The organism is Spirosoma utsteinense, assembly GCF_014282275.1.
GTDB lineage: Bacteria > Bacteroidota > Bacteroidia > Cytophagales > Spirosomataceae > Spirosoma > Spirosoma utsteinense.
Genome location: NZ_VFIA01000007.1, coordinates 117,167 through 137,300 on the forward strand (window position 1 = coordinate 117,167; position 20,134 = coordinate 137,300).

A 20,134-nucleotide genomic window follows, 5' to 3' on the forward strand; every position below is an offset into this window, starting at 1 on the left:
TTTGTTCGACTATGCCATTTACTATATCGACTCAACCGTTCGGTCCGCTGGCAACCGACTCTCAGCCCCTTACCGAGTACTTGCTCGAACACACCGAAACCGGCGAGTTTATGAGTATCCTCCCCGGCTTCGGCGGTATACTGCGCCGGTTGGTTTTACGAAAAGGGAAGGAGCTCATGATGCTGATAAAAGCGCCTGATTCGCCCCAGGCTCTGCTGGCCGCTGAGAGTTATGCCAGTGCGTTCCTCTATCCGTTTCCGAGTCGAATTCGTCATGGTATTTATCGGTTCGACGGGGAAGACTATGCCCTGCCAATGAACGAAGCGAAACACGATAACGCTCTGCATGGCTTCGTTTACGGCGAGTCCTTCCAGGTGATCAGTCAGGAAACCACCGACACCCACGCGCAACTGGTATTACGTTATGACTATACGGGATCGATGCCGGGCTATCCGTTTCCTTTCTCCCTGACTATTACGTATGAACTGATCCAGGCCGATCAGTTACCGCTTGGTAGCCTTGCCAATGACCGGATGTGTGCGTTGCGTATTACGTATTCGGCCCTGAATACAGGGCCAAAACCATGTCCGGCAGCGTTTGGCTGGCATCCTTATTTTACCTTGTCTGAGGAAGCAATCGACGACATGACGCTTTCGCTACCCGCCCGGAGCGCCATTGTACTCGACGACGATATGCTGCCCAAGGGACGGCAACCCGCCGAACCAGCCGGAACAATTCTGTTGCGCGACCGGGAGCTGGATACACCCTTCGTCATTGAGCCAGCCTCTCCCCCTACTGATAACCCTTTTGCTGAAACAATCCTGGCCTCGCCAAATGCAGGCATGCGACTCATCGTTGGGCAGGAAACAGGCCCCGGCAAATTGAATCACCTCGTTTGCTTTACGCCCCCCCGGCGCGACAGCGTCGCTATTGAACCTCTGACGGCTAACGTCAATGCGTTCAACACCGGCGACGGACTGGCCGTCATAGACCCGGGCGATGCGCTTTCCGGTACCATATGGGTACGTCTGGATTAAGTAGCACATCGATACAAGCCGATAATCTGAATTCGACAATTCAATAGCGGGCCTTATGTATGAAATTTGCTTCATACATAAGGCCCGCTATCATTCCGCAGCGAAAAGACGTGTTTTACCAGCGTAGCTATAAGTCAGCTGATTGGGTGACCCGTTTATATTTTTCAACGATCACCCGGTCGATACCCAGCTTATCTACCTTTTCAATACCCTTTTGAATAAGCGTATCATTCACAATGTTAATGACGAATTCAAAGGTGTTGTTTTCCCATTTATTATCAATATAGTAATCCAGATGTTCCGTGTAATTGCTATCAGCCACCGTGTATTTCCCTCCCCCGGCAGTAAATGCATTTGCCACTGAATCTTTCCCCGGACTGATGGCATGGTTCAGGAAAGCGAAGTGGGTCGGGTTGATGATCTTGATCATTTTATGACTCGGGTCGAACGTAGAAAAAGTTGTGTCTTTTTCTGTCGTTGTCGCCGATATTAACTCCCAGGTCCCCATAAGTGGTAAGGCCGATTCTTTTTTAGCACAGCCAGCCACGGTAAACGTTACGGCAAGTAAACTAAGTAAGCAGTTGAATTTCATCGTTCGAAAACAGGTTTAGCAGAACTAGATTATATTTTTTTATTGAGTGATTTGTCATTCCGAGGAACGAGGAATCTTCGGATAAGTGTGATTTTACTGGCCATCTCCGAAGATTCCTCGTTCCTCGGAATGGCAAATAAAGTGCCGTTAAATTCTGCGTATTTACTTATCTTCCTGACGATCGTTTTCATACTTCCACATAATTCATGTCCTTGTGGAAGGTTTCCTCCAGAAAATGCAGGGCCAGTAACGAGCAGAAGACGATAAGCCCGCCAATGAGCAAGGGGCCGTAGGTCAGTCCCAGCGTTGGTTTGAGCCACACGAAGAGCGACGTGAGCGGCACGGTAGCGCCCCGCACGAAATTAGGAACCGACGTTGCCACCGTAGCGCGCAGGTTGGTACCGAAAAGCTCCGCAGCCAGCACGATGAAGAGGGTCCAGTAGCCATTGCAAAAACCCAGACAGGCGCACAGCAGGTAAAACTGACTGGTTTTCTGGACGGGTGCCAGCAGGTAAACCAGCATCATGGCAAACGACAGGAGAATAAATACCCGGATCGCCTTTTTGCGGCTTTGCAGCCGCTGGCTTAGCAGGCCACTCACAATATCGCCAAGGGACTGACCGGCAAAGGCCAGCATCACGGCTTTACCGGCAATGATTGGTTCGGCCAGACCGGCATTCCGGCCAAACTCCGGCGAGAACGTGATCAGAATACCCACCACGAACCACAACGGCACACCCATGACGATAGCCAGTACGTATTTACGCAGACGCTGCGGGTTCGTCAGCAGGCTCAGAAAGTTGCCGCGCGCTACCGCCTGTAGCTTGAGATGCTGGAAGAGGCCCGACTCAAATACGTTGAAGCGGAGAACAAGCAACAAAAGACCCAGCCCACCCCCTACATAATACGACATTCGCCAGGCAAACAAATCGGCCACGAAGTACGCCAGAATTGCGCCCAACACGCCCATCGTTGCCACCAGGATCGACCCGTAGCTACGCAGGTGTCTGGGCAGAATCTCGGCTACCAGCGTGATGCCTGCCCCCAGTTCACCCGCCAGGCCGATGCCCGCAATGAACCGCAGCACCGCATACTGGGTCAGATCTGTTACCATACCATTGGCAATGTTGGCAAGCGAATACAGGAGGATCGACCCGAACAGCACCGACAACCGCCCGCGCTTATCGCCCAATATCCCCCACAAGACGCCCCCGATCAGCAAACCCGCCAGCTGCATATTGAGCAGGAAGACGCCTTCCGGTAGCAGTTGGTCGCCCGTTACGCCCAGCGCCTTCAGGCTCGGCACCCGAACCACGCTAAACAGAAACAGGTCGTACATATCCACGAAATAGCCCAGGGCGGCCACCAAGACCGGAAGTTGAAACAGATGCTGACGTGTCGACTGTAGAGGTACATTCATGTGGACGGAATCGTACCCCTCTCCTGTCACGGTAGGGGTACGATCGGATTAAACGGTAGTAGGAATGACGTAAGGGGCTCTGTATTTGCGGGTGAGCATGGCGTTGGCCTGCTTGTCGCCAACGAAAACTTCCTTCTGCGGATCGAAATTGAGGGTCCGGCCCAGGCGATACGCTATGTTGCCCAGATGGGCCAGCGAAGCCGCCATATACGCCGTTTCTACAGGGCCGTTCAGCATCTTCTTATCTCGGGCACGGGCCGCGTCGACAAAGTTTTTGTAATGATCGCCACCCGCATTGCGGGCCGGGCCAGGTTCCCGGTTACGGCCCAGATACGTCTTATAGTCTGAGTAGCCGTTGATGACCATGTAGCCCTTGTCGCCGTAGAAAATGTTGCCTACCTCAACGCCATCCTCCTTGTTCGTCATCCAGGGGCGCACTTCAAACTCGATGATCTTTCCCTGCTTGGGGTAATGGTACGTCGAGGTGAGCACTTCGGGCGTTTCTTTGCAGTCGTTCCACAAAAATTTGCCGCCCGCCGAGGTGATCACTTCGGGTAAGCCAACGTCCAGACCCCACATACAGAGGTCGGTTTCGTGGATACCCTGATTCCCGATATCGCCGTTGCCGTAGTCCCAGAACCAGTGCCAGTTGTAGTGAACGTAGTTTTTACTGAACTCACGCGCCTGGGCCGGTCCCTGCCATAAATCCCAGTTCAATCCCTGCGGAACGGGCGAGTTACCCAGATTTCCAATGTCGGCCCGCCACTTGTAAACGGTGCCGCGCGCCATGTACACCTTACCGATGAGCCCGTCGCGAAGGTGCTGGATTGCTTCCTGGATGGCAACCGAACTCCGCAACTGGACCCCATGCTGTACGATCCGGTTGTATTTGGCAGCCGCTTCGACCAGTTTCCGGCCTTCATACAGATTATGGCAGGCCGGTTTCTCCACATAGACATCCTTCCCGGCCTGACACGCCCAGATGGCCGCCAGCGCATGCCAGTGGTTCGGTGTAGCAATGCTGACCGCGTCTATGTCTTTGTCGTCATAGACTTTACGCAGGTCGCCCTCCGTTTTGACCTTCCGATTGTATTTGGTCGCAAAGTCGGACGCCGTTTTTTGCAGCACCACCTCATCCACATCGCAAAGCGTCGCTACCTCAACATTGGCTAGATTGGAGAACCCGGCAATGTGGTCTTTGCCGCGTCCGTTGAGGCCGATAACGGCTACGCGCAGCCGGTCGTTGGCACCGAACGCCCGACTCGGGATAATCGTTGGCAATCCCAGCACCGCCGTGCCGACGGCAGCGGTCTGGATAAATTTACGCCGGGAAAAAGGGGCATTTTCCATGATACATGATAAGGTAAAGGAAGTAAAGAGATCAGGAATAGGAAAACTGGTTAACGAACGGTTGTAATCGAAGGCTAAAGCCGGGCGAGGGTGAGGCCCCCGTCAATCATAAATACCTGCCCGGTCGAGTACGGGAAACTCCCCTCGGCAATGGCAGCAACGGCCCGGCCCACATCGTCGGGTATTCCCCAACGCGGCTGCACGGTCAACCCATCGGCGATGAGCGCATCGTATTTTTCGGCTACACCCGCCGTCATATCAGTCCGGATAATTCCCGGACGCACCTCATACACCGGAATCCCAAACTCCCCAAGCCTGACAGCGAACAACTGCGTAGCCATACTCAGACCCGCCTTCGAAATGCAGTAGTCGCCCCGGTTAACCGAAGCTACGGTAGCCGACATAGACGAAACCGTTATGATAGCCGCCTGAAAATCAGACGCGCCCGCTTTCTGTTCGATCATCCATCTGGCAACAGCCTGCGTCAGAAAATAAGCGCCTTTCAGGTTGGTATTCAGCAGTTGATCGAAGCTTTCTTCGGTGGCTTCCAGCATGTCGGCGCGAACGCCGGGTGCTATGCCCGCATTGTTGACCAACAGATTCAGCCGCCCGAAGTGAGCGTTAACGTTGGCAAGTATGGCCGCCCGCGCGTCGGTATCGGCAATGCTTCCCTGGCAGTAAATCACGGTGGCCCCCAGGCTACGCAGTTCTGTGAGCACCTCGCTTACCGCCGACTCATCCCGGACACCGTTGATGGCCAGATCGAATCCTTTGCGGGCCAGATGCCGGGCAATTCCCAGCCCGATACCGCGGCTACTGCCGGTTATGAATGCAACTTGTTTCACAGTGTCTCTTTGATGGCTTTCAACTGATCGGCTTCGGGCAATTTCTTATACAGCGGGTCGAGCGGGTAGCAACCCGACACCAGGCCGTTTCGGGGGGCGGTTGTGCAATCGGAAAACGTCCGGCAGATCTGGTTCCGGGAAAGTGGTCGCCCGGCCGTCATGTCGGCGGGCATGGTCGGGTATGAGAGCACCATGCGCCCGAACCCCACGCTGTCGGCCATGTTAGTTCGCAGCACATACTGAGCCACGTTAGGGAGCCATTCCTGTAAATATGAATAGCCGGACCCGATAATGACCAGCTCCGGAAAAGCCTCTTTCAACGCACAGGTCACGTCGATCTGCCGTTTCACGCCCAGCAGTGGTTCTTCGGGTGGCAGGTAACCGTCAGAAGGGGGAAACAGGGCGGGGCGCATCAGATGCGGATTGTAGTACGGACTGCCGCCCGTAATGCAGATCAGCTGGATACCCAGCGACTGCGCCAGTTCCAGAAACGCTTTAGGCTCGTCGAGGTCAATGGCCAGCCCCGTCTCCTGCCCACCGAACGCAAACGGATAGCGGTCGGCTTTTTCGGGCTCTCCAACCTCGTCTACCCCTTTCCTGAACGGCAGCAGGTCGAAGGCGCTGAGCCGGATACCCATCTCCAGACCGGGTGCGGCCTGTTGGATACCGTCGACAATGGCGCGCAGGAACCGGGTGCGATTGGTAAAGCTGCCGCCGTAGTTACCCGCCCTGTTTACGGCGCTCAGAAACTCGTGGCCCAGGTAACCGTGGCAATGTTTGATGTCCACGAAGTCGAAACCAGCCTGTTGGGCCAGCACAGCGGCTTGTATGTATTGCTCAATGATAATGTCGATGGCCTCATCGGTCAGCGTCGGATAATCGGCGGCTATCCCGAACTTCTGGTTAAGATACGGGTGAGCATAGAGTATGCGGGGTTCAAATTTCGTGTGGCTGCGGGGCTTGCAAAACCGCCCCGAATGGGTGAGCTGAAGGCCAATCACCAGATCATCGGTACGCCCGAATTTTTCGGTATGCCGGTCGAGGACCAGTTGCCGGAGGTTAACGAACTCCGCTACGTTCTCCCGGTTCATCACCAGCTGGTTCGGGTTTGCTTTCCCTTCATGACAGACCGCTACGGCCTCGCACCCAAACAGCAGTTTGGCACCACTCTCCGCAAATTTCACCCAGCGGTTGCGTGTAAACTCAGTGGGTTTGCCGGACGGGGTTCCGTCCCAGCCCTCCATCGGCAGTATGCACAGGCTGTTACCAATCGTTTTGCCCGACTTCAATTGGATCGGCCGGTTGAAAGGGCTCTCAGCCGGTGGCAGCAGTGACGCATCGAACGCCAGGTCGATCCCATTCGTTTGCAGGTAGGTTGCCAGATCCCCGGCCGTTTTCAACTGCGCCATTCGGGCGTACTTAGGCTTGTATTTACCACTCATGCTGCTCGTCTTTTTGGCGTATACACCCGGTAAAAAACGCATAGTAGGGCGCTTCATCCAGCAGGCGCTGCACATACAGGGCAGCCTCCCGAATATGATAATCGCCCCACATGCTCGACTCCCCATACGGTATTTTACTTCCTTCGGGCCTATAATCCCAGCCGTTGGGCCGGTGGTAGATCGAGTGCAGCAACAGGCCCTGGTGCGCCGGGTCGGTACTGAGATAAGGGATATCCAGCAGAGTATTCAGCACCGTCAGGCCAGCCTGCCAGTAGATAACGCCGGGCTTTTCGGCGTCTTCTCCATCCATCGAGTGGCTATGCTGCATGAGGTAATGCCCTAACCGCAGTAGCCCCTGCGCGGCAATGGCGGCCGCCGAGCTATCTACGGGTTCATACTCGTTGTAGGGGTTAGCAGGCTGGTGGAGGTAATCGCCCAGCTTGTGCAGATCCGGTGCGCCGGTATCCCAATACGGCACGCCATCGAGGGGGGTGTGTTCGATATAGAAATCACAGGTAGCGCGGGCCGCTTTGAGCATCAGGGACTCCAGACGCTCCCGTCCGCCAAGCGCAGTAAGTTCATCATCCGGAATAAGGAGCAACGCTTCCAGCGATTCGGCAAATCCACACATAGCCCAGGCCAGGCCGCGCGTCCAGGTGCTGAAACCGGTGTAGCCCTGCTGCGAGTTGGGGCAGCGGTAGTGGCCATCCGTCACGTTGAAGATGCTTTCATGGGCGGTGCGCCCCCAGACATCGTAAGAATCCCGGCCTTCCCCGTAGTAGACGGAGTACGTGGCGGTTGCTTCGATATGGTGCAGCGCCCGTTCCAGCAGGTTGATCTGTACGTCGCCTTCCCCCTTAGACGTATGGCCCAGCAAATGGCTGACAACAAGCGACCGGCATGACCGGATGGTATCGACAAACAGCGAATGTGGTCCGTTGAACGAATGAATAAATCCGCCTGTGCCAAACGGACTTTCGGTTTTACTGTTGATGGGCGTCCAGCGGTTGGCCTGCACAGCGCCCGAAACCTTGAGGGCTAACGTGTAAAAGTTGGCTTCCCAGGCATTGAAAGGAATCTTACCCTCCCGCATGAGCCGCAGCAAATTCCCGTAGGTACTCACGTTGTTGAAGCCGTGATCGTGAACCCCTGTATGGCTCACGTGCGGGGCCATAACGGCGAGGGTTTTCAGTCGGCCCAGTTCCAGAAATTCGGTATCCCCCGTAGCATCGAACTGGATAATAGCCGATCCATACTGGAAACCCTGTGTCCATTCGGTCCAGCCACGCGTGGTATAGCGCCCCTGCATCGTAAAAACAGGTGAGCCATGGGCCGGATTATACTGCTGCTCGATCAGCTTGATTTTTTTGGCAGAGATTTCCCAGAATTGCTGGAGTTTTGTCGATAAGTCAGCCGGTTTTAGCGAAGGGTCGAGTTGAATCATGCGGGTTAGAATGACGGGATACGTAGGCTGGCCATGCGGCTCAAGGCTAAAAACCACCCGCTTTGCGGATTCTACTTTCAGTTGTTCATTTAATCGAAACCAGATGCCTGTACAAGCCCGGCCAATGCCACTGATTCCGTATATTTAGTCGATTTTCATACATCAGCAAGTACAACCCATGGCCCGGATCGCTGCGTTCTTAGTCTGCTTTTTCATCAACGCCCTTCTCTTTGCTCAATCACCCAAACGCCCGCTCACCGCAGCCGACTACGACCGATGGGAAAGTGTAAAATCCGAAAAATTAAGTCGGGACGGTCGTTGGATCGCCTACCAGGTTGATCCTCAGGAAGGCAACGGCCGGCTGGAGGTAGCCGACGCGTCGCAAAAAACACCCGGCCGGGTATTTCCCCGCGGTTATATGGCGCAGTTTACGCCCGACAGCCGGTTTCTGGTGATGCGCCTGAAAGTACCGGTGGCCGATACACGCAAGGCTAAACTGAAGAAGAAAAAAGCCGAAGACATGCCTAAAGACAGCGTGCTGGTGCTGAATCTGACCACGGGCGAAACCACGAAATTACCCAACGTAAAATCGTTTATGTTCGGTAAAGAGGCCGGTTCGTGGCTGGCGTTGCTCCAGGACGCCAACACCCCGAAGCTCCTGGCAGAAGTGACGGTGAGCCCCCGGAAAGACACACTCGTTCCTACCCAACCCACGTCCATAACCACAGTCGCTACCCGGAAAGGCGTCACTAAAAAACCAAAAGGCGATAACCTGACGCTCCTGAACCTGGCCGACGGCACCCGCCGAACGGTGACCTTCGTTTCCAACGTAGTCATGTCCGACAATGGCCAGACGATCGTATACAGCCGGGAGTCGGCCCGTGATTCGCTCAGGCCCGGCGATGCGGTTATCCCCGGCGTATTCCTGTTCAACACGGTCAACGGCCAGACCACACTGGTAGACAGTAGTTCGACCAATAAGATTTACAAAGGCCTGGCGGTAGACAAAGCAGGCCGTCAACTCGCCTGGATGACCTCTGCCGACAGTGCCGGTGCCGATGTGCGGGTCTTTTCGCTACGTTACAAGAACCTGGCTGCGCCCGCACCGGTCAAGGCAAAACGAGGCAGGCCCACCCCTGTCGAACCGCCCTACCGAACCCTGGCCGACACCCTGACCAAAGCATTACCCAACCGCTGGACGGTGAATGAGTACCGGGAGCCCAAATTCTCGGACGATGGCCGACGGCTCTATTTCTCGACCTCGCCCATTGCCGTCAAACCAGCCAAAGACACCCTCACCCCCGACGACGAAAAAGTACGAATGGATGTCTGGAGCTGGAATGACAGCCGGCTGCAACCCATGCAGCAGAAGCGGCTCAAAGAAGAAAAAGAGCGGGGGTTCCTCACCGTCGTCGACCTCGCTCCGGCCAGTACTTCCTTCGGGCGGGTAGCGCTGCTGGCCAACCGCGAAGTGCCAACGGTGGCCTTCGACCCTAAAGTGAATACCCGCTATTTATTGGGATTGAGCGATCTGGCCTATCAGGTCCAGTCTTCGTGGGACCCCGGCCACACGGACCTGTACCTCATCGATACGCAGTCGGGCGAGAAAAAACGGATTGCCAACGACGTCATGGCGTCGGACCCGAAACTGTCGCCGGGCGGTCAGTATGCCTACTGGTTCGACGAGCGGGACTCACTCTGGCGGGCCTGGTCGGTGGCCGATGGCCGTCGTATCGACCTGACGCGGGGCTTACCCAGTAAGTTCTTCGACGAAGAGCACGACACCCCCAGCCTACCCGGCTCCTACGGCTCGGCAGGCTGGACCACCGGCGACCGCTATCTGTGGCTCTACGACCGCTACGACATCTGGCAGATCGACCCGACGGGCCGTGAGAAACCGGCGAATCTGACAAACGGCTGGGGCCGTACCAACCGGATCCGGTTACGCCGGGCCGACCTGGACCCCGACGAAAAATCCATCGACCCCAAAACAGACCTGTGGCTGACGGGTATCTGGGAGAGTGACAAACACACGGGTGTGTTGAAAGCGACGCCACCCGCCAGCGGTTCCGTTTCGATCAGTGTCATGGCCAGCAGCGCACACCGTTATTTTGGGATCGGCAAGGCCAGAAATGCGCCAACGATGACCTTTTACCGGGGAAATTTTCAGGAACCCATCAATCTGTTCCTGACCGACACAACCTTTGCCAAACCTACCCAGCTAACCAAAACCAACCCGCAGCAGGACAGCATTCGGTGGGGCAGCGTTGAGCTGGTGAAGTGGGTCGGCACGAACGGCACCCCGCTCGAAGGACTGCTGTTCAAACCCGAAGGATTCGATCAGAACGCGGGCAGGAAGTACCCCATGCTAACCTACTTCTACGAACGTAACGCCGAAACGCTGAACGACTACCGCTTTCCGGCCCCCAGCCGCTCAACGATCAACATCCCCTATTGTGTCTCCAATGGGTACCTTGTCTTTGTGCCCGATATCGTGTACACCACTGGCCAGCCGGGGCCTAACGCCTATGACTGTGTGGTGCCGGGCGTACTGAGCCTGCTCGACCGCCCCTACGTGGACCGCAGCCGGCTGGGTATTCAGGGACAGAGCTGGGGTGGCTATCAGGCGGCTTTCATTATCACCCGGACCAATCTGTTCCGGGCGGCTATGGCCGGGGCAGCCGTGGCGAACATGACGTCGGCCTATGGCGGCATCCGCTGGGAAACGGGCGTTGTCCGGCAGTTCCAGTACGAGAAAACCCAGAGCCGCATCGGAGGAACCCTGTGGGATAAACCCATGAACTACCTCGAAAACTCACCCCTCTTTTACGCCAATCGCATCCAGACGCCCCTGATGCTCATGCACAACGATGCCGATGGCGCTGTTCCCTGGCAGCAGGGAATCGAGTTTTTCTCCGGCCTGCGCCGACTGGGCAAACCCGTCTGGATGGTCGTTTACAATGGCGAAGGGCACAACCTGACGGGTCGGCACAATGCCAAAGACCTCAGTATCCGCATGTACCAGTTCTTCGACCACTATCTGAAAGACGCACCCATGCCCGTCTGGATGAAAGACGGACGTTCTGCCGTAGAGAAAGACCGGGGCGAGATGAAGTATTGAGTATCGCCCGGTCTGCCTGAATAGCCTACCTTTACCGTCTTCCCGTATTATCCTGAAAACACAATGAAAAAGAGCCATTTACTGTTTGGATTACTTTCTCTGGCTATCACCACAGCCAATGCGCAAACCTTCCGGGGCCTCGACAAGACGCCTATGGATATGGCCTATTACCCGGACGACTACGCCCACGACCGTAAATTCGCCCCCGCCAAAATAGGCACCGACAAGGCGATGGTTCGGATTACGTATAACCGGCCCGCTAAAAATGGTCGGGATATTTTTGGGAAACTGGTTCCCTACGGCAAAGTATGGCGGGCGGGGGCCAATGAAGCGCCGGAGATAAAGTTTTACCAGGACGTGACCATCGGCGGCAAAAGGATAAAAGCGGGCAACTATGCCCTGCTCACCATCCCGACCGAAACCGAGTGGACCCTGATCTTCAGCTCCGACCTCGACCAGTGGGGTGCCTACAGTTATAACGAAGCCCTCGACGTGGCCCGCGTGACGGTGCCTGTTCAGAAATCGGAGACGGCGATTGAGAATTTCTCGATTCAGTTTGCTAAAAAAGACGCTAAAACCGCTACTATGTACATGGGCTGGGATACCACCATGGTCGCTATCCCTATTAGCCTGTAACAAGCGGGCAACCCGACGACTCGCGCACCATAAGGGTTGTATTGAGCCTGTGTGTCACCGCGTTCTGAATCGGCTGCTCTGCCTGGATTTGCGCTAACAGCAGCGACACCGTCAACTGGCCCATCTCGTAGGTAGGTTGCGCCACACTGCTGAGCGACGGCGTGAGCAACGCGCTGGTCGGCTCATCATTGAAACCAATAATCGCCATCTCGTCCGGAATACGAATTCCCTGCTGGCGTAGGGCATACATACTCGCCATGGCAATTCGGTCGCTAAAGGCCAGAATACCATCGGGCGGGCGTTTCATGGCCAGTAACAAATTGGTTTGCCGAATGGCGTTGTCGGGGGTAAAATCGCAGTGCAGCACCAGCGTATCGTCGAAGCTTATCCCGGCTTCGGCGAGTGCGTCCTGATACCCCAACAAGCGTTCGTTACTGATTTTCAGGCTGGGCAACCCAGCCAGATAGGCTATCCGCCGACAGCCGTTCGCCAGTAAGTGCTGAACGGCCTGCCGGGCTGCCAGCTGGTTGTCAACTATAACGTGAGGCACCGGAACCCCTTCAGCATAACGGTCGAACATCACCAGTGGCACCTGTCGGCGCACGAGCCGGTGCAGATGTTCGGCATCGATAGTATCCCGCGCCAGTGAAATAATGATTCCCTCCACCTGGCTACGCAGCAGGTTCTGAATATGAACCAGCTCCCGCTGATACGATTCATTCGACTGCGACAGCAGCAAACTATATCCCTCCCGGATGGCTGCCTCTTCCATACTGGCAATAATGGCTGAAAAGAACGGGTAGCCCGTATTAGGAACAATGACACCAATGGTTCGGGTACGGTGATTGACCAGACTGCTTGCCAGTTGATTGGGCTGATAATCCCACTTCGTTGCCAGATCAACGACAGCCTGCCGGGTTTCCAGACTGATTTCGGGCAAACCCCGTAACGCCCGGGATACGGTAGAGATTGAAATATTGAGATGTCGGGCAATGGACTGAAGCGTAACAGGCGAACTTTTCATAGACCATCAATTAAAATTAGATTAAAGACAGAACCCGCCCGATACAGGGCTCTCCGATTTACACGCCCATAGCCAGCCCTGTTTTCCTCTCCGCCGGACGACTTGCATAAATAGAACAAAAAACGTCAAAACAATATTTGGTCATGCAAACGTTACCGGTAACGTTTGCATAGGCAAAATTATACTATTTTGATAAAGTTTATCAGAATGATTCTAAAAAGGCCCAAAATAAGGTCAGTATTCACAAATAGCCGGTCGCTTTTATCAATAAACACCCCTATATACAAACCACTAAATTTGTACTTTTTTAAGATATGCCCCTGGTGTATTCATGATAGTACATAAGCCTGATCCAATAAATCAGAACATAGTTATGATCACAACAGTACCTACAGAAACGAACACCGGCGGGCACGACTCCCTGACCCCACCGCAACCACAGCAACGGTACGCCAGTAGCCCTACGGCGATTACAGGGGCAAGTACGGCACAACTACGCGACGACTTCCTGATCGAGTCTGTGTTCCGATCCGGCGAAGTGACCGCCACCTACAGCCACTACGACCGAATGTTGCTGGGTGGTGCCATGCCCATCAACGAGCCGCTCGACCTCCCCAACTACAGCGAACTCAAAGCCGATTTTTTTCTGCAACGGCGCGAGATCGGGATTATCAACGTAGGTGGCTCCGGCTCCGTTACCGCCGATGGTGTTGCCTACGAGCTGGATAAGCTCGATTGCCTGTACATCGGACAAGGCTGCCAAACGGTTTCGTTCAGCAGTTACGATCCCGACCGCCCCGCCCAATTTTACTGGCTCTCGGCACCAGCGCACCGGCCCTGCCCTACCCGTCTGGTGGCCAGTACAGACGCCATGCCGACTGAAATGGGCACGTCAGAAGCGGCCAATCAACGGACCATCTACAAGTACATTCATAACGGCGGGGCCGAAAGCTGTCAGCTGGTCATGGGCCTGACGGCACTCAAATCCGGCAGCGTCTGGAACACCATGCCCGCCCATACCCACGACCGGCGGTCGGAGGCTTACCTGTATTTCGATCTGCCTGTAGAGCAGCGCGTGATTCATCTGATGGGGCAGGCCACCGAAACACGCCATCTGCTTGTGGCCGACCGTGAGGCTATTATCTCACCGCCCTGGTCCATCCATGCCGGCTGCGGCACCAGTTCCTACTCGTTTATCTGGGGTATGGCGGGCGAAAACAAAGAATTTACGGATATGGACGCCATACCGATCAGCGCGCTCCGGTAGGCCAGCGCATCACTTCTTACCCTTTCCATTTGTATTTTATGACACAACGAACAATAACCCGGCTCTGGCTGAGCTTTCTGGTATTGATGCCTTTTCTGGGTACGGCCCAGCCGAAAATAGACGTAGCAAAAGAGTTTGCACTGGCGGCTCAGCAGTACGAAAAAATGCTGGCCTCACACCCTGACCTGACGCAGTTCCCCCAGTCGATGAACGCCGACGGTACCCCGCGCAACATGCAATCGTCGTGGTGGTGCAGTGGCTTTTTTGGTGGATCACTCTGGTATCTCTACGAGCAGACCAACGATCCGAAATGGAAAGAAGCGGCCCACCGCTGGACAATGGCGGTCGAGAAAGAACAGACCAACACCCGCACCCACGATCTGGGCTTCATGCTGTTCTGCCCGTTCGGGAATGGCCTGCGGCTAACGGGCGACACGACCTATCGGCGCGTGCTACTCACGGGAGCGAACTCCCTGGCCACCCGTTTCGACCCGAAGGTGGGCGTGATTAAGTCGTGGGAAAAGTTCACCTCGAAAGACGGGGTACAATGCGCTTACCCGGTCATCATCGACAACATGATGAATCTGGAACTCCTGTACTGGGCCGCTAAAAACGGGAAAGATTCCCGGCTGGCGCAAATTGCCACTACCCACAGCGACAATACCCTAAAAAATCATTATCGGCCCGACGGCAGCAGCTACCATGTCGTTTGCTACGGACCCAACGGCGAAGTGGAGGCTCGCAAAACCCACCAGGGCCTGGCCGACAACTCGCCCTGGGCGCGGGGTCAGGCCTGGGGCCTATATGGCTACACGACCGTATACCGCCTGACGCAGGACAGAAAATACCTGCAACATGCCGAGCGTATCGCCGATTTTTACCTCAGCCACCCCAACATGCCCACCGATGGCATTCCGTACTGGGATTTTGCGGCCAAAGGCGAAGAGCGCGATGCATCGGCCGGGGCCATTGCCGCATCGGGTCTGCTGGAACTGAGCCAGTACAGCAAAAACGGCAAACGCTATCAGCAGGCGGCTGAGAAGATGCTGGCCAGTTTGTCGACACCCGCTTACAGGAATACGCTGGGCGAAAATCATCATTTTTTATTGAAACATTCGGTCGGACACAAGCCCGGCAAGTCGGAGATAGACGTGCCGCTGGTCTACGCCGATTACTACTACCTCGAAGGTCTCCTGCGCTATGAGCGAATGAAGACCGGCAAAAAACTCGTCTTCAATTGATCTATTCCTGTACACCAATAAACCAAGTAAGGGTATGCATAGTATACATTTCAACAACAGATTGAGGGTGCTCCGGTGGCTACCGGTTTTGTTGCTGGCCTTGTTTCTCTCGGCAAGCAGCTACGCCACCGGCCCACGCTCACGGGCCACTGAACAGGCCGATGTTACGGTGACCGGCCTCATCACCGACGAACGGGGCGAAGGGCTGCCGGGCGTGAGTGTGGCCGTAAAAGGGTCTACGCGAGGCACCAGCAGCGACAATACAGGACGGTATCAACTGGCCGTTCCCGGTCCGGAAGCAGTCCTCGTATTCAGCTACATCGGCTACGCCAGACAGGAGCTTACGGTTGGTAACCGGCAGTCGCTGAACGTTACGCTGGTTGCCGATGAACAGAACCTGAACGAGGTCGTTGTGGTCGGCTACGGCACCCAGCGCAAGAGCGACGTGACCGGCTCGTTATCGTCTGTAACGGCCAAAGAAATCCGGGCGGTTCCCGTTACGGGCGTGGGACAGGCTTTGCAGGGGCGGGCCGCCGGGGTGTTCGTCACCCAGGGGTCGAACGCGCCGGGCGGTGGCGTTACGGTACGGGTGCGGGGCGGAAACTCCATTAACGCCGGCAACGAGCCCTTATACGTGATCGACGGCTTTCCAGTTTATAACGAGAACGGCCCCAACCTGAACCCCAACGATATTGAGTCGATGGAAATCCTGAAAGATGCCTCGGCTACGGCTATCTACGGCTCGCGCGGTGCCAACGGCGTCGTCATCATTACCACCAAACGCGGTCGGGCCGGGCAAGGCCGGGTCGAGTTCGACACCTACCAGGGTATTCAGCAGGTGCGTCGCCAGATTCCCATGCTGAACGCCACCGAATACGCCCAACTGGTGAACGAAGCGCAGGTAAACGCAGGCCGGGGCCCCCTGTTCACGAACGAGCAGGTGGCGGGTTTCGGCGCGGGGACGAACTGGCAGGACGAAATTTTCCGTAGTGCTCCCATGCGCAATTACCAGCTAACGGCGTCGGGCGGCACCGACAAAACACGGTATGCTATCTCCGGCAACTACTTCAAACAGGACGGCGTTATCCTCAACTCCAGTTTCGACCGGGGGTCATTACGGTTTAATTTCGACCACAAACTAAACGACAAGTTCAGCCTTGGCACCAACCTCAACATCGTCAGGAGCCGTCAGTTTGCCGTTCCTACCGATGCCGACGGGGGTAACTCGGCTTCGGTCGTGTACGGTGCGCTCAACTTCTCGCCCACCCAGCCGGTATACAACCCGGATGGTACGCTGGTCGTTTTCAACACACCGGGCCGCATCCAGATTGGCTCTCCGGTAGCTCAGGCCCTGGGCACGTCGAACCGCACGGTAGGCACCCGACTTATCGGAAACGTATTTGTCGACTACCGGATTTTGCCCGGCCTGACGTTTCGTACGAGTTTCGGATCGGACATCAATTACAGCAAAAACAGCTTCTACATTTCGCGACTGACCGCTTCCGGGGCGCAACTCGGCGGGCAGGGTGCCATTCAGAATGATCAGTCGACGAACTGGCTGAACGAAAACACGCTGACCTACAACCGAACGATCAACAAGGTTCATAACCTGACGTTGCTGGGCGGCTATACCATGCAGGGCAACCGGTTCGAGCGGGTGCGGGCCGTAGCGCAGGGGTTTGCCAACGACATCCTGACGTTCGACAATCTGGGCGGGGCGTCTACCCCACTCATTCCCACATCGTCGGCCTCCCTGTGGCAGTTAAACTCCTATATCGGCCGGGTCAACTATGACTATAGCGGCAAGTATCTGGTAACAGCAACCGTACGGGCCGATGGCTCATCACGGTTCGGTGCGGGCAACAAGTGGGCCGTATTTCCGTCGGGGTCGGTGGCCTGGCGCATTTCGGAAGAAGCTTTCCTGAAAAATAACTCTGTTCTGAACGACCTGAAGCTCCGGCTCAGCTATGGTCTCAGCGGCAACCAGGAGATTGGCGAGTACCAGTCGCTGGCAACGCTCGGCACCCAGAATGCCAACTTCAACAATACGGTAGCCATTGGTGTAGGACCGTCGCGGGTGGCTAACCCCGATCTGCGCTGGGAGACAACCGCCCAGACCAATATTGGTATCGATGTGGGGCTATGGAGCAACCGACTGACACTGACCGCGGACGTATATGAGAAAAAAACGACTGACCTGCTGCTGTCGGTACCGCTGCCGTTTACATCGGGATATGCGTCGGCGCTTCAGAATCTGGGGAGCATCCGGAACCGGGGTGTCGAACTGGGTATCAATTCGACGAACACGACGGGTATCTTCAAGTGGACCACCTCCTTCAACATCGCAGCGAACCGAAACCGGGTACTGAACCTGGGCACTCAGCAGGAGTTCCCCTCGGGCGAATCGAGTGGTCACCTTCAACTGCCCAACTCCGGGCTGGTGCGGGTAGGTGAACAGATTGGCCTGTTCTACGGCCTCAAATCGAATGGCATATTTCAGAACCAGACCGAGCTGGACGCGTCGGCTCAGAAGACGGCCAAACCCGGCGATATCCGGTATGTGGACCAGGACGGCAACGGCGTCATCAACCAGAGTGACCGGGTAATTCTGGGCTATGCACAACCCAAATTCTACGGTGGCCTGACCAATACGTTTGCTTACCGGGGTGTGGAGCTGAGCGTGTTTATGCAAGGCACATCAGGCAACAGCATTTTTAACATCAACCGGTTTGAGCAGGAGTCGCTGACGGGGGTTAGCAACCAGTCGCGGGTAGTGCTGGACCGCTGGACGCCCACGAATCCGAGCAATACAGTACCCCGCGCCAACGCGGTTGGCAACGCCTATGTTATCTCCGACCGGCAGATCGAAGACGGCTCCTACCTGCGTGTCAAGAACATAAATCTGTCGTACACCCTGCCCCAGGCGCTGACCCGGAAGATAAAGATCAACAACGTGAAGGTGTATGTAAGCGCGCAGAACCTGCTGACCTTCACCAACTACACGGGCTTCGACCCGGAAGTGAACCGATTTGGGCAGAACACCCTCAGTCAGGGTACCGACTACGGCAGCTACCCCGGTAGCCGAATTTTTCTCGGCGGTCTGGTACTGGGCCTGTAAATCATTGATTATTCAAAACTATGAAACCAATGACAATCAAACCGATCATTTACTCGGCTCTGCTGATGCTGGGGCTGACGGCCTGCTCGCTGAATGAGGTTCCGCCCTCAGCCCTGGCACCGGCTAATTTTTACACCAGTTCGAGTGATGCCGTAGCGGCCGTAAACTCGGTCTACGATATAGCCAACCAGGTGGGCGACCAGAGCCGCAATTTCATCATCATGGGCGACATCCCGTCCGACGATATGAATCTGTTGCTCAACAACGCCGACCGGGTTCAGATCTGGTCGTTCCAGACCATCCCGACCAACGGCGTTGTGGCTCAGTCGTGGCAGATACTCTACCAGGGTGTTAACCGGGCGAATAGCGCCATCGAACGCATTCCAGGCATTACGATGGACGAATCCCTGAAGAAGCGACTCATCGGAGAAGCGAAATTCATGCGGGCTTTCTATTATCTCTACCTCGTCCGCTGGTATGGTGGCGTGCCGCTGATGCTGACCGAAACCAAGACCCTGAACGCGGGCCGCGACACGGAACGGGCCACTGCCGCAGAGGTCTACGCGCAGATTACCAAAGACCTGACCGATGCAGAGACAGCCCTGCCCGACCGATTTACGGGGGCTGACCTGGGGCGGGCAACAGCAGGAGCAGCCAAAGGCATGCTGGCCCGGGTGTACCTGACGCAGAAAGACTACACCAAAGCCCGCGATAAAAGCAAAGAACTGATAGACAATGCCAGCAAGTATGGGTATGGACTTTTCGACCGCTACGCCGACGTGTTTGCCATTGCCAACAAGAACGGGCGTGAGTCTGTGTTTGAGATTCAGTTTGTGGGACAGGGAACCGGGCAGGGAAGTGGTATGACAACCTATTTTGCGCCGGAAAATTCACCGGTTACAGGGCGAGGCTTCGGCTCGTTTTACCCAACGACCGAACTCTATAACAGCTTCGATCCGGCCGACAAACGACGTGAGCTGTTCATTACATCCTACGTGAATGGGGCGGGCCAGACGGTGAATACCTTTCAGCACTTCAATAAGTACGTAGACCCGGCAGCGCGGGCGTTCGGCGATGCCAACAATAACTTCCCTATCATCCGCTACGCCGACGTGCTGCTGATGTTTGCCGAAGCCGAAAACGAGCTCAGCGGACCAACACCAGCGGCTCTTAACGCAGCAAACCCAATCCGACGCCGGGCATTTGGTTTACCCCTCAACGCACCATCAGCGCAGGACTTTACGGCTACTTTGGGAAAAGATGGCTTCCGGCAGAAACTCTATGAAGAACGGCGGCTTGAATTCAACGCGGAAGGCCAGCGCTGGTTCGATCTCGTTCGGACGGGTCGGCTGGTGAGCGTGACGAAGGCGAAAGGCAAAACGAACGTGCAGGAAACGCATACGCTCTTCCCGATTCCGCAGCGTGAGATAGACCTGAACCCTAAGCTGACCCAAAACCCCGGGTATTGATACCGACTATTTACAGGCTGCTACAGGCCACCCATTGAAGCGCCTTAATCGGTTAATAATGGGGGAAAAGACCACAAAGCAATCGCTGCGGCTGCTTTGTGGTCTTTTCCCCGTTAGCGTTTGCACTC

Annotated in this window: 14 protein-coding genes; 7 read left to right on the forward strand and 7 right to left on the reverse strand. The window is 55.7% G+C overall.

Features of this window, described 5'->3' with window-relative positions; genetic code table 11:
- The first annotated feature begins 11 nt into the window (after positions 1 to 11).
- Positions 12 to 1,037, forward strand: a complete 1,026-nt coding sequence (locus tag FH603_RS07620; protein WP_186736870.1) for an aldose 1-epimerase — start codon at positions 12 to 14, stop codon at positions 1,035 to 1,037.
- Between the two features lie 127 nt (positions 1,038 to 1,164).
- On the opposite strand, the gene FH603_RS07625 is transcribed toward FH603_RS07620, so the two are convergent.
- From FH603_RS07625 to FH603_RS07650, 6 genes are all read right to left on the reverse strand, one after another.
- The gene (locus FH603_RS07625; RefSeq protein WP_186736871.1) at positions 1,165 to 1,629 is read right to left on the reverse strand and encodes a hypothetical protein; all 465 of its coding nucleotides are present in this window, start codon (positions 1,627 to 1,629) and stop codon (positions 1,165 to 1,167) included.
- A 187-nt stretch (positions 1,630 to 1,816) separates the two neighbouring features.
- The gene (locus tag FH603_RS07630; protein ID WP_186736872.1) at positions 1,817 to 3,049 is read right to left on the reverse strand and encodes an MFS transporter; all 1,233 of its coding nucleotides are present in this window, start codon (positions 3,047 to 3,049) and stop codon (positions 1,817 to 1,819) included.
- A gap of 48 nt (positions 3,050 to 3,097) precedes the next feature.
- Positions 3,098 to 4,399, reverse strand: coding sequence for a Gfo/Idh/MocA family protein (locus FH603_RS07635; RefSeq protein WP_186736873.1), 1,302 nt, complete (start codon positions 4,397 to 4,399; stop codon positions 3,098 to 3,100).
- Between the two features lie 74 nt (positions 4,400 to 4,473).
- A complete protein-coding gene (locus tag FH603_RS07640) occupies positions 4,474 to 5,244 on the reverse strand; it encodes a 3-ketoacyl-ACP reductase (protein WP_186736874.1) in 771 nt (256 codons plus the stop codon).
- The gene (locus FH603_RS07645; protein ID WP_186736921.1) at positions 5,241 to 6,686 is read right to left on the reverse strand and encodes an oxidoreductase; all 1,446 of its coding nucleotides are present in this window, start codon (positions 6,684 to 6,686) and stop codon (positions 5,241 to 5,243) included. The genes FH603_RS07640 and FH603_RS07645 overlap by 4 nt, the downstream gene beginning before the upstream one ends.
- On the reverse strand, positions 6,676 to 8,130 hold the full coding sequence (locus tag FH603_RS07650; protein ID WP_186736875.1) for a glycoside hydrolase family 88 protein: 1,455 nt from the start codon (positions 8,128 to 8,130) through the stop codon (positions 6,676 to 6,678). Before FH603_RS07650 ends, FH603_RS07645 begins: the two co-directional genes overlap by 11 nt.
- Positions 8,131 to 8,308: 178 nt before the next feature.
- On the opposite strand from FH603_RS07650, the gene FH603_RS07655 reads away from it, so the two are divergent.
- Together FH603_RS07655 and FH603_RS07660 are read left to right on the forward strand one after the other, a co-directional pair.
- Positions 8,309 to 11,251 carry a S9 family peptidase gene (locus FH603_RS07655; protein WP_186736876.1) on the forward strand — a complete coding sequence of 981 codons (2,943 nt, stop codon included), beginning with the start codon at positions 8,309 to 8,311 and terminating at the stop codon, positions 11,249 to 11,251.
- 63 nt (positions 11,252 to 11,314) lie between these two features.
- Positions 11,315 to 11,887: a DUF2911 domain-containing protein gene (locus tag FH603_RS07660; RefSeq protein ID WP_186736877.1), complete on the forward strand. Its 573-nt coding sequence runs from the start codon at positions 11,315 to 11,317 to the stop codon at positions 11,885 to 11,887.
- Here FH603_RS07660 and FH603_RS07665 read toward each other — a convergent pair.
- Positions 11,877 to 12,911, reverse strand: a complete 1,035-nt coding sequence (locus FH603_RS07665) for a LacI family DNA-binding transcriptional regulator (protein ID WP_186736878.1) — start codon at positions 12,909 to 12,911, stop codon at positions 11,877 to 11,879. The two genes, FH603_RS07660 and FH603_RS07665, sit on opposite strands and share 11 nt — an antisense overlap.
- 373 nt (positions 12,912 to 13,284) lie before the next feature.
- Here FH603_RS07665 and kduI point away from each other — a divergent pair, with 373 nt between their 5' ends.
- Genes kduI through FH603_RS07685 form a run of 4 tightly spaced genes read left to right on the forward strand, consistent with a single transcriptional unit; the run spans position 13,285 to position 20,006 of the window.
- Positions 13,285 to 14,178, forward strand: a complete 894-nt coding sequence (gene kduI, locus FH603_RS07670) for a 5-dehydro-4-deoxy-D-glucuronate isomerase (RefSeq protein WP_186736879.1) — start codon at positions 13,285 to 13,287, stop codon at positions 14,176 to 14,178.
- A gap of 38 nt (positions 14,179 to 14,216) precedes the next feature.
- Complete coding sequence (locus FH603_RS07675; protein WP_186736880.1) at positions 14,217 to 15,419, forward strand: YyaL domain-containing protein; 1,203 nt, start codon at positions 14,217 to 14,219, stop codon at positions 15,417 to 15,419.
- Positions 15,420 to 15,453: 34 nt separating this feature from the next.
- Positions 15,454 to 18,537: a SusC/RagA family TonB-linked outer membrane protein gene (locus FH603_RS07680; protein ID WP_235985442.1), complete on the forward strand. Its 3,084-nt coding sequence runs from the start codon at positions 15,454 to 15,456 to the stop codon at positions 18,535 to 18,537.
- A 20-nt stretch (positions 18,538 to 18,557) separates the two neighbouring features.
- Positions 18,558 to 20,006 carry a RagB/SusD family nutrient uptake outer membrane protein gene (locus FH603_RS07685; RefSeq protein WP_208493099.1) on the forward strand — a complete coding sequence of 483 codons (1,449 nt, stop codon included), beginning with the start codon at positions 18,558 to 18,560 and terminating at the stop codon, positions 20,004 to 20,006.
- The last annotated feature ends 128 nt before the right edge of the window (positions 20,007 to 20,134 follow it).